Origin of the sequence: Enterobacter sp. MGH 24 (genome assembly GCF_000493015.1) — a bacterium.
GTDB lineage: Bacteria > Pseudomonadota > Gammaproteobacteria > Enterobacterales > Enterobacteriaceae > Enterobacter.
On sequence record NZ_KI535657.1, the window covers coordinates 1,572,348 to 1,585,390 of the forward strand.

A 13,043-nucleotide genomic window follows, 5' to 3' on the forward strand; every position below is an offset into this window, starting at 1 on the left:
TGGCAAATTTGTAACCATTATTATGCGCCTCGCTTGTTTGGCATTTTAATGGATTACATGTAATGACTATTAAATACAATTTACTCATCGCTGCCACGTTATTTGCAACATCCTCAGCAATGGCCGGAGACTTTTCACTTGGAGCGGGGGCTGTATTTAATGAGTCTCCTTATAAAGGCTATAACGAAAATACTACCGCAGTACCGTTAATTAGCTACGAAGGCGATCGCTTTTACGTTCGCCAGACCACGGGCGGATGGATCCTGTGGAAAGACGCAAAAAATGAACTCAGCCTGACCGCATCGTGGATGCCGCTGCATTTCGATCCTGATGACAACGACGACCATCAGATGAAGCAGCTTGATGAGCGTAAAGCGTCAGCCTTCCTCGGCGGCGCGTACTACCGCCATGAAAGCTGGGGTTCACTGAAAGTGGCGGTCTCGGGGGATGCCACGGATGAAAGCGGTGGCGTGATCGGAGAGGTATCTTACTTCCGTCCGATCCGAATGGAGCGCCTGACCCTGACGCCTTCTGTTGGTGTGTTCTACAGCGACGAAAGCTATAACGACTACTACTACGGCGTATCTGGCAGCGAGTCTCGCCGCTCAGGTCTGGATGAATACACCGCCGGTGACAGCTGGACGCCATACGTTGGCCTGGCGGCTAAATATCAGTTAACCCAAAAGCTGTACCTCAACGCCAGCGCGGTCTACACCGTGTTGCCTGATGACGTGAAGAACAGCCCGATGATCGACCGCGACGACAGCTTCGCGCTGATGACCGGCCTGACCTGGCGTTTCTGATGCGGTAAAGCCGGGTGGCGGCTCAGCCTTACCCGGCCTACGTGGGGCATGGGGCACATCGTAGGCCCGGTAAGGCGAAGCCGCCACCGGGCAGCTAACCGCAGTTAATTATGCTTCATCCACCCATATCCGCATTTCCCCTTCTCCCCGGTTAGCCCAGCTAAACCAGGGAATAAAGGTCAGCGTCTGGGGATGACGTTGTACCGGCGAGCGATCGTATTGCCACAGCGCATCCGTGTCCTTCACGTTACACCCAATCCCCTCTGCCTGTATCAGCATCTTGTGCGCGAAAATCCCTTTTCCTTCAAAGACCCTGAACTCGCTGTTTTCACGCAGAGAAAGGTGATGCAGATTGGCACCGTTATCGGCCTCTTCCAGGCAGTAAACCAGCGGTCCGCGCTGCAGGGCGACTTTCCCCGCCTGCTGGCGGATCTGTGGATTGCCATACACCCGGCGAACCGGCATAGGTAACGTTAGCGTAATAACGTCACCCTCCTGCCAGCTGCGGGTCAGATAAAGGTATCCACGGGAGATCTCGCCCGTTACCGCTTCACCATTTAATAAAACGTCAGGCGAGGCGCACCAGTCCGGCAGCCGCAGGGCGAGCGTATGCGTGACGGGAGCAGGCGAGGTAATGTCGATTTTTACCTGTTCATGCCACGGATAGTTACCGCTTATTCGCAGCGCCAGGGCTTCGTCGCCAACCGATATGGCGACATCGTTGCCCACGTAGAGGTTAATAAAAAGCGCATCCTGGCGGACGGTATAAATGTAGTGCCCCAGCGAAGTCAGCACGCGGGCGATATTCGGCGGGCAACAGGCGCAGCCAAACCAGCGCTGGCGGACGGGTTTCACGTGATCGTAGATATGGTTGAACGCCAGGGTTTTCGGGTGTACTTCCAGCGGATTCACATAAAAGAAATGCTTACCATCCAGCGCCATCCCGCCCAGCACCGTGTTGTACAGCGCGCGCTCCATCACGTCGGCGTAGTGGCCGTCGGCCTCCATTTCCAGCATCCGGCGGGCAAACATCATCAGGCCGATGGAGGCGCAGCTTTCGGCGTATACCGTATCGTTGGGCAGATCGTAATCGCTGCTGAACGCCTCGCCGCTGCTTTGCGACCCGATCCCGCCGGTAATATACAGCTGGCGCTGCGCCATGTTTTTCCACAGCCGCAGACAGTCCTGCCGTTTACCCTCGTCATGACTCAGGCGCGCCAGATGCGCCATGCCCGTCATCAGGTAGACAAAACGCACCGCGTGGCCGATGGCCGTTTGTTGTTCAGAAAGCGGCTGATGCGCCTGGCTGTAGGCTTTGTCTTTGACCATCCATGCCGGGCCATAGGTGTTCCAGTATGACGTTCTGCCGCGTTTCTCGTACTCGATATCATAAAAGTGAGGCTGCACGCCGCGTTGTTCGATGAAATATTTCACCAGCGTGAGGTAGCGGGGCTCCTGCGTGACGTCATACAGCCGCATCAGCGCCAGCTCGATTTCCGGGTGGCCCGGATAGCCGTGCAGCTGGTTCTCACCCGGGCCAAACACGCTATCGATATGGTCCGCCAGTCTGCACACCACGTCCAGCAGGTGGCGCTTTCCGGTTCCCTGGAAATACGCCACGCCCGCTTCAATCATATGTCCGGCGCAGTACAGCTCGTGGCATTCGGCCAGATTCGTCCAGCGCTCCTCTGGGGCCTTCACCGTAAAGTACGTGTTGAGATAGCCATCTTCACACTGCGCTGCGGCAATCAGTTCAATGACCTCGTCGGCGGTTTTTTCCAGTTCAGCATCAGGCTTCTGGCACAGCGACCACGCCACGGCTTCGAGCCATTTCGCCACGTCACTGTCCTGAAATACCATCCCGTAGAACTCCCCCTGTTCCAGACCGGCCGCGATGCGGAAGTTGGCGATGGCGTGGCTGGGTTCGGCCTCTGCCACGCGATCGTTAAGCGCATCCCACTGGTAGGGGATCACCACATCGCGGACCAGCCGTTGGTACTGACCAAGAAACGGGTCGTTGATTTTCAGCTGGTGCAGGTCGGCTTCCATTATGGTCATATCGTTCTCCTCAGGACTGTACATGACGCTGGCGCAAATCGGTGGCAATGCGCGACATCACGGGATTGTTAAGCCTGCACCAGCGGATAGTGGCTGCCAGCAGCAGGTGGAAAAGGGCAGGGAGCAGCGTCTCCATGGCGGTGATGCCCTGCAATGAGGCGGGCGTCTGGTTGCCCACGCCTGGCTGATAGGCCACGGCAATAAACACCAGGCTGATGATCCCTGCGCTGGATGCCCACGCGAGCTTGATGAAAAACAGGTTGAAGGCGAAGTTCATGCCCGAGGAGCGCACGCCGGTTTTCCATTCGCCGTAATCATCGGCAAAGGCCATCAGCGAGAAGTGCAGCGGCAGGGTGAAGCCCAGGATCACGCCGTTACTCAAAATCACGACCAGCCAAAGCGTCTGGTGCGCCGGGCCCCCCGGCAGGAACCACATTCCCACAGCAAGCGCAGCGAGTACCAGGTTGGTGTAGTAGTAGAGTTTGACGGTATCAATCCGCCGCGACAGCGGGCTGACAATCACCGCGCCCAGAATGGCGGCAAAGGTCACCATGGTGAAAAACAGCGAGGTGTACGCGGTGCTGCCCTGAAGCACGTAGGTGATGAAGTACATGTATCCGCCGCCGCGAATGTTGAAGACGTTGATCAGCAGAAAAGACATTACCAGCATCAGCAGCAGCTGATCGTTTTTACGCAGGCCTGCCAGGTGCTCGCGCAGGGTGAATTTGCCCATCAGCGCCAGCGGGACGCGCTCACGCACCCAGAAGAAGCAGCACAGAAACATCACCACGGCGACAGCGCACAGTGCCCCAACGCCAAGCTGATAACCCCGTGCGGTATTGCCCTGCCCCAGTACCGCGACCAGCCACGGCAGGCCCACTGAGACCAGGAAGCCCGCCACGCCGCAGAGTACAAAGCGCCATGACTGGCAGGAGATCACCTCATTGTGACGGGTTGTCATGGTGTTGATCAGCGCGCAGTAGGGCACGTTGATGGCGGTATAGCCCACAGACAACAGCAGATAGGTGCCGAACGCCCACGCGATTTTCACGCCCATGCTGGCGTCCGGAACGGTGAAAGTCAGCACGCCGATAATCCCGATGGGGAAGGCAACCCACAGCTGCCACGGGCGAAAGCGCCCCCAGCGGCTCTGCGTGCGGTCGGCAATCACGCCCATCACCGGATCGGAAATGGCGTCAAATACACGTAAGGCAATAAACAGTGTGCCCACCAGCGCGGGTGTCAGGCCAAACACATCAGTATAGAAAAAGGTCAGAAAATTCATGATCAGGCAGGTAATCACCGTCCCGCCCGCGTCGCCCAGGCCGTAGCCAATTTTTTCGCGCACGGACAAGCGGCTATCTGTTGCCCCTTGTGTCACGTCTGATTCTGTAATCGGTGTGGAAGTCATGAAGTAACTCCTCGGTAATCGAATTTATTATCGTATTTGTGCAAGGTACTCATTTATTCTGCACCGAACGGAAAGGCCAACAAGGGAAGGGAAAAGTATAAAAAGATGACGATTCCGACCTGATGATAAAAATGTGATTCCGATCGGACAGTTATTCGAATATTGATTAATAATCAAAGTGTAAGTTGAATATCAGCGGCAATAAAAGCGGAATGGTGAATATCCATGCTTGAATTATCCATAGCGCTTCCGATTAAGGTTCAAAATGGCGGGTTATTTATCTCCCGGGGCGTAGGCCGCCACCCTGCGCGAAAATTAACGTCGTGGGAGATTATTTTTGTCGAAAAAGGGACATTAACGATCGAGGAAGAAAGCACGTTATTTGAGGTAAAAGCAGGAGAGAGTTTGCTGCTTTGGCCAGACCGACGCCATGTGGGCGTCGGCGACTTTCCGGCCGATCTTAAATTTTACTGGCTGCATTTTGAGGTTGAGCATCACCCGCCCCGGTTGCCTAATCTGGCAATCGAACAACATTGCCGCGTGAGGGATGCACAGTATGTAATTTCTCTTTTCCGCCAGTTCCTGAGCGAGCAGGAGAAATTACAGCGAAGCGTGGCGCTGGAAATCATTTTATTACTGATTTTGCAGCAAATTTCTATTTCATCAGGCTATGAAGATAACGCAGATGAAGCCGGTGCGGCGATGGCGTGGAAGGCGAAGCAGCTTATTCGCACGCAGTTTCATTTACCGCTTTCGACGTCGCAACTGGCAAAAGCGTTGCACTGCAATGCCGATTATCTCGGGCGCGTGTTTCGCCGAACTTTCCATTTAACCCTGACGGAGGCAATACATCGCCAGCGCGTCAGGGCAGCGGAAAAGCTGTTGCTGGATGGTTCTGCTTCGCTTACTGAAGTGGCAACCCGCTGCGGCTTTAATGACGTGGGCTATTTTCGGCAGATCTTTTCAAAGCACACGGGCTTAACACCCGCCGTCTGGAAACGGCGGTACTGTAAAGAGCATATCAATTCCGGCTGATCACTGGCCGTAATAGGCATTCACCCCGTGCTTGCGCAGATAGTGCTTGTCGAGCAGCTCCTGCTGCATAACCGGTAACTGCGGTGCGAGCTGACGTGAGAACAGGCCCATATAGGCGCACTCTTCCAGTACCACGGCATTGTGGACCGCATCGGCAGCATCTTTACCCCAGGCAAACGGGCCGTGGGAGTGGACCAGCACCGCCGGGACCTGCATCGGGCTGAGATCGCGCTCCTCGAAGGTTTTGATGATCACTTCACCCGTCTGATATTCGTATTCCCCGGCAATTTCTGCCGAGGTCATCAGGCGCGTGCAGGGAATGGTTCCGTAGAAATAGTCCGCGTGCGTTGTGCCCCAGGCGGGTAAATCCTGCCCCGCCTGTGACCAGATGGTGGCGTGGCGAGAATGGGTATGTACGATGCCGCCAATCTCCGGGTAGCGACGGTACAGCGCAAGATGGGTGGGCGTGTCGGAAGAGGGTTTTTTATTACCCTCGACAACCTGGCCCGTGGCAATATTCACCACCACCATATCCTCCGCCGTCATCACGTCATACTCCACGCCGGAGGGCTTAATCACCATCATGCCGCTTTGGCGGTCCACTGCGCTGACGTTGCCCCAGGTAAAGGTCACCAGCTGGTGGGCGGGCAGCGCCAGGTTTGCCGCCAGCACCTCGGCTTTGAGTTGTTCTAACATGTCATGCCTCCTTCCTGCATACGGGCTTCAATCCAGCGGCGTGCCTGGATAATCTCCAGCACCGGCTCTTTTGCTTTTTCAGTCCACATCTCAATCAGAAACGCACCGCGATAGTTCAGCTTATTCAGCGTGTTAAACACGCCAACGAAATCGACGCAGCCTTCTCCAAACGGCACGTCGCGGAACTGTCCGGGGCTTTGCGCGGTGACGGGTTGGGTATCTTTCAGGTGAATAGCCGCAATGCGGTCAATGCCCAGCGTCAGCTCGGCGGTGACATCGTTGCCCCACGCGCTCAGGTTGCCGACATCCGGGTAAACGCTGAACCACGGCGAGGCGAGCATGTCGTCCCACTTTTTCCACTTGCTGATGGAGTTCATAAACGCGGTGTCCATGATCTCCACCGCCAGCATCACCTGCGCGGCGGCGGCCTGCTCGACGGCCCACGCCAGCCCTTCGGTAAAGCGCTGCTGCGTGCCTTCATCATGCACTTCGTAATAAACGTCATAGCCCGCGAGCTGGATGGTGCGAATGCCTAAGTCACGCGCCAGCCTGATGGCTTTGGTCATGATCTCGCGGGCGCGTTGGCGCACGGTTTCATCCCGGCTGCCAAAGGGAAAACGGCGGTGGGCAGAAAGACACATCGACGGGATCGCCACGCCGGTTTCAAGCATCGCTTCAACCAGCGAAGCGCGCTGCGTGGTGCTCCACTCGAGGCGTGACAAACGCTCGTCGGTTTCGTCGACTGACATCTCAACGAAATCGAACCCGCAGCTTTTCGCCAGCACCAGGCGTTCCGGCCAGGAGAGATCTTTCGACAGCGCTTTTTCGTAAATACCTAACGGATGTTGACGCATGGTTACGCTCCCCAGATGTCGCGGATTTGCGAATGGAATGCCTGTGCCACCTGCGGCGGATTAGCGGCGCCTGCCAGCGCGCGTCCTGCAATAAACGCTTTTACGTTGATCTGCTTAAACAGCGGCAGGTCGGCAGGGGTGATGCCGCCGGTGATCGAAAGCTGCAAACCGATGTCGGAGAGCGCTTTCATTTTCGCGAGATCCGCTTCGCCCCACTGCTGACCGCTCGCCTGTGCGTCGCGCCCGCGGTGATAGATTGCCTGCTTCACGCCGACGCGATGCCACGCGCGCGCGTCGTCCAGCGTCCAGTTGCCAAAGAGCTCCATCTGGATTTCGCCGCCGCGGCGCAGGGCCACCTCGTGGCCTCGTTCAACGGTGGCCAGCGGGGCGGCGCAGATGATGGTCATCCAGTTCGCGCCCGCGCCAAACGCCTGTTCTGCCAGCGTTTCTCCGGCGTCGGCCACTTTCCAGTCCGCCACGATGATTTTATCCGGGCATTGCTGACGCAGGGCGCGCACGGCATTCAGCCCTTCGGTCAGGCACAAAATGGTGCCCGCTTCGACGATATCGACGTGATCTGCAAGCGTCGCGACGTCGCGCTGCGCGGCCTGAAGAGAGGTGTGGTCGAGTGCCAGCTGCAGTAATGGTCGGCTCATAGGTCGTACTCCTTAACACGGGCGTGATAGCCCTGTAGTGCTGAAATCAGTAGCTGGTAGCGCTGATACTTGCGCTGATAGGCCTCATGGGCGCGCATGTCAGGTTCAATGACACGAATGTCGTGTCGGAGGGCGCATTGCGCCGCATGGAAATTGGGGTACACATCGGTGCCGACCAGCGCCGCCAGCGCCGCGCCGGAACATCCCGTCTCTTCCACCTGTGGCAGCTCAATCGCCAGCCCGCTGACGTCGGCGAGCATTTGCATCCACACGTCGGAATGGGTCGGGCCACCCGTGACGCGCAGCGCCTGCACCTGGGTAAAGCGCTCAAGCATGCGGTTGAGGTGGGTCATGTGGCTGAACACCACGCCCTCGTAAACGGCCTGCAGCAGGTGCGCGCGGGTGTGTAGCGCCTGCATCCCGTAGAAACCGCTGGTCATCTCCAGCCCGGCGTTACTGCCGTAGAGAAATGGCAGGAAGTACACATCGCTTTCGGCTTTCGGCAGGCTGGCGACGGCGTGGTTGATCTCGCTGAACGACATGTCGCCCCACTGCGCGGTGAGCCACTCAAGGTTGCCGGACGAGGTCGGGCTGGCTTCGTGAACGATGTACTGCTGCGGATGCACGTAGCGGCCATAGACGTACGGGAAGGGTTCGTTGCTGCGAAGCGCACTGGCAATCCCGCTGGTGACGGCCCAGGTCCCCATCACGGCGTTCAGCGTCTGTTCGTCTTGCAGTCCGGCGCAGAGCGCGGTGGAAACCACATCAAACAGTCCCCCCACGACGGGCGTGCCCGCCGCGAGACCGGTAAGGGCGGCTGCCTGAGCGGTGATTTCCCCGCAAATTTCTGCTGAACCGACAATCGGCGGCAGAGCGCCGTCAATTTCGCTGATACCGAGCCAGCGCGTGAGCTGGGGATCGTATTTCCCGGTATTCATGTTGTAGAGATTGGACTCAGAGATATTGCTCTCCTCACAGCCCTTCACGCCGGTCAGGCACCAGCGCAGATAGTCATGCGCCATCATTACGCTGCCAATCTGCTGGTACCGCTGCGGTTCATTCTCTTTGACCCAGCGTAGAAGCGAGGCCGGGTGCCCGGTCCACAGCGTCTGACGCGTATGCGGATAAAGCTTTTCGGGAATGCCGTCCTGCTGCCAGCGCTGCACAATCTCCAGTGCCCGGCGGTCAGAGGAGAGAATGGCGTTGCCCAGCGGTTGGTCCTGTTTATCGAGCAGAAACAGTCCCTTACCCTGTGCAGAAATACCGACACCTTTGATCTGTTTACCGTTTACGCCTGAACTTTTGAACAACGCAGCGATGGTTACGTAGCAGTGTTGCCACAGTTGATGCATATCCCGCTCCGCATAGCCTGCGCGCGGGCTGTGCGTGGCAACGGCGCGACGTTCGATACAAATTTCCTTACCCTGGCTGTTGTATAAACCGGCTTTCAGATAAGTACCGCCACAATCGATACCCAGCCAGAAGGGCTCTTTTTCACTCATCTTCATCTCGCTTAATTGCCGGGTGGCGCTTCGCTTACCCGGCCTACGGTTTGGTTTAGTGGGTCAGGTGAGGGCCTCAGGCCGCACGCTTGTGTGGCGTCACCGTGGGATTAGGCTCTGAGCCGGCATCGCATTTCGCCGGTAACAGCAGGGCCAGCAGCGACGCCAGCGCCAGAGAAACGGCCAGGCAGTAAACGCCCGCATCCTTGCTGTACAAGGTGATCAGCACCCCAACCGCATACGGACCACAGAAGCCGCCGAGGTTGCCCAGGGCGTTGATCACGCCGCGCGCGCCGCCCGCCATCTCTGCGCTGAACAGACGCGCCGGGATGGTCCAGAACACGCCCGCAGCGGATTGCAGGAAGAACCCGCAGCCCACCAGGGCGGCATAGGCCAGCCAGGTGTTTGCTTTCAGCGCCACGGAGAGGAACATGCAGAGCGCAAAACCGATCAGCGGCAGGGAGACAAACAGCTTGCGCTTGCCGGTGCGGTCAGAAAGGGTAGAGAACAGGAACATGCCCGCAATGGCGCCGATGTAGGGCAGAATGGCGAGCATCCCCACCTGACCAATGCTGGTGTGCGTCAGCTCTTTCAGGATGGTCGGCAGCCAGAGCGTGTAACCGTAAATCCCGGTCTGGTAGAAGAAGTTCAGGGCGATCAGCTGCCACATGGTTTTGTCGGACAGCACGGCGCTGAGTGAGGCATTTTTCACCTCTTTTCCGGCGATGGCCTGCTGCTCCGCCGCCAGCGTTTGCACCAGATAGTTTTTCTCCGCCTCTGAGATCCAGCGGGCTTCCTGCGGACGGTCGTACACGGTGAACGCCCACAGCACCAGCACAACGACGGACATTAGACCTTCAATAATGAACAGCCAGCGCCAGTCGAGCGCGGTGATGATCCAGCCCGACAGCGGGGCGGTGATGATCCCGGCGATAGGCACGAACATAATCACAATGGCATTGGCGCGACCGCGCTCGGCATCCGGGAACCAGTTGCTGATCATGGTGAGCACTACGGGCAGCATCCCGCCTTCCGCCACGCCGAGTAAGAAGCGCAGCACCAGAAGCTGATACTGATTCGTCACGAGTCCCGTGAGCACCGAGATCACCGCCCAGGCAACCAGCGACCAGCCGATAAATTTCTTGCCGCTGCCGTGCACGGCAATCTTGCCGCCGGGAACCTGCAGGAACAGATAGCCGATAAAGAAGATCCCGCCCGCCAGGCCTGCCATCGTCGCGGTAATACCTAATTCTTCATCCATACCACCCGGCATCGCAAACGCGATATTCACGCGGTCCATATATGAAATAATGCAGGCGATAAGAATGGGAGGAATGATTCTTAGCCAGCGCTGGCGCGGAATGTCCGCATGTAGAGCATTCGATGAAATATTCATGGTTAATGTCTCAGTGAATGTAATCGGAATATGTCTTTTGTTTTTATTGTTTCGCTTTATTCATAGCACTAATACCGTCGCGCAAAATGGCGATGCGATGGCTGACGTCAGCATTAGCATTTATTTCCAGTAATTTAATACCGGAGAATTTCAACGTTGCGGCGCTCGCCGCAGTAAAGAGTGATTTTGCATGTTCAGTTGACATCAAACTGTCGGCGCAGAATGAAGAAAACGGCGCGTGCAGATCCTGCCATTCTCCGTACTCCCCTTGGGTGGTCGTGCCCGAAAACATCAGTGCACCCAGTTTCCCGGCGTTGAGCGCGGCCTGAACATGGTCAAGCGGAAGGGTCGTGCTACGGCCTTCGATGGCCGAACGCGCCCAGTTGATGCAGACGCTGATATCCGTCTCTTTCACCACCTCCAGCACCTGCTCTAAGGGCAGGAAACCCTTGCGCGGTGCCGGGCCGTTCATGGCATCGCAGTGTTCCAGCACCAGATCGCAGCCCCAGTCCCAGCCCACGATTTCTCGAATCGAGCGGGAAAACGCTTCGGTGGCCTGGTCGACGGAAGCATTGCCCGCCTGCGGGGCTGCCTGCATTTCCAGGGCTATCACTTTGCCCGGATAACGGGCGTTCACGGCGTTAACTTTCTGGTGCAGATGCCGGTAAAAGTCTACGCAGGCTTTACGCTGCGTTTCGTCGGCTGACGCCAGGCCAAACGCGCCGTTGCTGCCGCGGCGGCGCATGGTTTCCATCACAGCCGTGACCACAATTTGCCATTCACCCGGCGTATGGCGGAACAGCCATTCGTCGCCAAGAGGATGCAGATTTTCAAGGCAAGGCTGCTCCAGCCCGCGGATATGCGGCGTGTCGGAAAGTTCCTGCCAGAAGGTTTGTTCTTCTTGTTCCCCTTTCTGGTGAAACGAGGGTGCGCAGGGGTACGCACCAATAATAAAACCGGTGTTGGTCATTTCGCGTTCCTGTATTTATCAGAAAATTAATCTAATTCGCTGATTGCCACTTTCACCACAATTTTACGAATTGCGGATCCCTTGTTTTTAATACAGGCAGGACGATGCACATCCTGCGGGAAAAATAGGGCATAGCTGCCGGGTATCATTTCGATAAACGATTCATTTTCACTGTCGTGATAAAAAATAATATCTCGCTGTTCCAGTAATGATTCGCTTATTTCGTTATTACCGGTATCAATAGCGATACCGATTTTCTCTTCACCCCATGCCAGAAACTGAATATCCAGATAGCGGCGGTGCACTTCCGGGCGGTTCTCGTGCGGTTCCTTTGTCGTCAGGTCGAGAACCTGGGCAAAAATAGTGCGACCTTCAATTTCCACCACGCCTGGCGCCAGGGTGGTGAAATCCGTAGTGCGCAAAAAATGAAGTGCTTTTTCAATCGCCAGCGGCAGACGACACGGATTGGGCTGGGAAATATGTCCGAATATCATGGTCCACTCCTTACAGAGACTGGATTTTCGCCCACACGCTGTCGTCGATGGTGATTCCGTCGCGGCGGTTCTCTTCCAGCAGGCGCGTGAATTCATGGCCCGGAAGGCGGACGGCGACATTTTCATCAGCACGTTCGGCGGTGGTAACGAAGTCCATGATGCGCTGCAGCTTGGCATCTCGGGTTGGGCCGTCAATCAGGCGATCAACCTCGATGGCGATAAAGATCTGCGACACGCCATACTCGTCGCTGTTGTCCTGGGTTACTTCCGCAACGGATGCGCCGTCAGAGAGCAGGGTGGCGATCATATCGAGCACGATGGATAAGCCGGACCCTTTCCAGTAGCCCATCGGCAGAATACGGCGGTTTTTCTCAATCACGCCTGGCTCTCGGGTGAGATTGCCCTCGTCGTCAAAGCCGCCATCGACCGGCAGCTCGCGCCCGGCCAGGCGATTCACTTCCAGCATGCCGTAGGAGAACATCGACATCGACATGTCGACCATGGTGATCGGGTTAGAGGGAATAGCCACGATCAGCGGGTTAGTGCCGATACAGCACTCTTTTGATCCCCACGCGGGCATCACGGCAATGGAGTTAGTCCAGCATATGCCGATGTAGCCCTTCTCTGCCGCCTGCCAGCCGTAGCTGCCGCCGCGCATCCAGTGGTTCGCGTTACGCAGTGCCACCAGACCAATACCGTGGTCGGACGCCAGCTCGGTGGCGCGATCCATCATTTTTTTCGCCGTCAGGTTGCCAATGGAGCGCTGGGCGTCCCATTGTTCGATGGCGCCTAATGTCGTCACCCGTTTTGGCTGAGCGTCGGGAAGGATGTCGCCAGCATCAAGCTGCTGAATGAAACGCGGAAAACGGTTAACGCCGTGCGAATAGACGCCGGACTCCGTTGTGCGGGCGAACATCTCGGCGCAGGCGTCTGCGGTTTCCGCTTTCACGCCGCGATCGAGCAGGACCCGATTGAACGCCGCTTTCAACTCTTCAAAGGTCACTTTCATCCCTGTTCTCCTGTTCTTTTAAGGGGCAAGTGCGAGTGCTTTTTTATCGTTAAATTTCACTATGCGAAATCTGATTTCAAATATAGCGATCAAATTTTGTCAGATCAACGATATTCATGTTTTTCAAAATCTATTAAAATCAAATGGTTGTGTTTTTTC

At 56.7% G+C, this 13,043-nt stretch carries 12 protein-coding genes; 2 read left to right on the top strand and 10 right to left on the bottom strand.

Annotation, left to right across the window (positions count from 1 at the left end; genetic code table 11):
* Positions 1-62 precede the first annotated feature (62 nt).
* Entirely contained in the window at positions 63-803 is a 741-nt protein-coding gene (locus L370_RS14370; RefSeq protein ID WP_023334054.1) for a MipA/OmpV family protein, read from the top strand.
* Between the two features lie 108 nt (positions 804-911).
* Here the strand turns inward: L370_RS14370 and L370_RS14365 are convergent, their stop codons facing one another.
* Positions 912-2,861, bottom strand: a complete 1,950-nt coding sequence (locus tag L370_RS14365) for a glycoside hydrolase family 127 protein (RefSeq protein WP_023334055.1) — start codon at positions 2,859-2,861, stop codon at positions 912-914.
* A gap of 10 nt (positions 2,862-2,871) precedes the next feature.
* Positions 2,872-4,272, bottom strand: a complete 1,401-nt coding sequence (locus L370_RS14360) for an MFS transporter (protein WP_023334056.1) — start codon at positions 4,270-4,272, stop codon at positions 2,872-2,874.
* A 225-nt stretch (positions 4,273-4,497) separates the two neighbouring features.
* Here L370_RS14360 and L370_RS14355 point away from each other — a divergent pair, with 225 nt between their 5' ends.
* Complete coding sequence (locus L370_RS14355; protein ID WP_023334057.1) at positions 4,498-5,307, top strand: AraC family transcriptional regulator; 810 nt, start codon at positions 4,498-4,500, stop codon at positions 5,305-5,307.
* On the opposite strand, the gene araD is transcribed toward L370_RS14355, so the two are convergent.
* The 8 genes from araD to yiaK form a co-directional block, all read right to left on the bottom strand.
* A complete protein-coding gene (gene araD / locus L370_RS14350; RefSeq protein ID WP_023334058.1) occupies positions 5,308-6,003 on the bottom strand; it encodes an L-ribulose-5-phosphate 4-epimerase in 696 nt (231 codons plus the stop codon).
* Positions 5,997-6,857, bottom strand: coding sequence for an L-ribulose-5-phosphate 3-epimerase (locus L370_RS14345; protein ID WP_023334059.1), 861 nt, complete (start codon positions 6,855-6,857; stop codon positions 5,997-5,999). The genes araD and L370_RS14345 overlap by 7 nt, the downstream gene beginning before the upstream one ends.
* 2 nt (positions 6,858-6,859) lie before the next feature.
* Entirely contained in the window at positions 6,860-7,513 is a 654-nt protein-coding gene (gene ulaD / locus L370_RS14340; protein ID WP_023334060.1) for a 3-keto-L-gulonate-6-phosphate decarboxylase UlaD, read from the bottom strand.
* A complete protein-coding gene (locus L370_RS14335) occupies positions 7,510-9,015 on the bottom strand; it encodes an FGGY-family carbohydrate kinase (protein ID WP_023334061.1) in 1,506 nt (501 codons plus the stop codon). The genes ulaD and L370_RS14335 overlap by 4 nt, the downstream gene beginning before the upstream one ends.
* A gap of 76 nt (positions 9,016-9,091) precedes the next feature.
* Positions 9,092-10,411 carry an MFS transporter gene (locus tag L370_RS14330; protein WP_023334062.1) on the bottom strand — a complete coding sequence of 440 codons (1,320 nt, stop codon included), beginning with the start codon at positions 10,409-10,411 and terminating at the stop codon, positions 9,092-9,094.
* A 43-nt stretch (positions 10,412-10,454) separates the two neighbouring features.
* The gene (locus L370_RS14325; RefSeq protein WP_023334063.1) at positions 10,455-11,381 is read right to left on the bottom strand and encodes a DUF4862 family protein; all 927 of its coding nucleotides are present in this window, start codon (positions 11,379-11,381) and stop codon (positions 10,455-10,457) included.
* A 26-nt stretch (positions 11,382-11,407) separates the two neighbouring features.
* Positions 11,408-11,875, bottom strand: a complete 468-nt coding sequence (locus L370_RS14320) for a YhcH/YjgK/YiaL family protein (RefSeq protein ID WP_023334064.1) — start codon at positions 11,873-11,875, stop codon at positions 11,408-11,410.
* A 10-nt stretch (positions 11,876-11,885) separates the two neighbouring features.
* Positions 11,886-12,884, bottom strand: a complete 999-nt coding sequence (gene yiaK / locus L370_RS14315) for a 3-dehydro-L-gulonate 2-dehydrogenase (protein WP_023334065.1) — start codon at positions 12,882-12,884, stop codon at positions 11,886-11,888.
* Positions 12,885-13,043 lie beyond the last annotated feature (159 nt).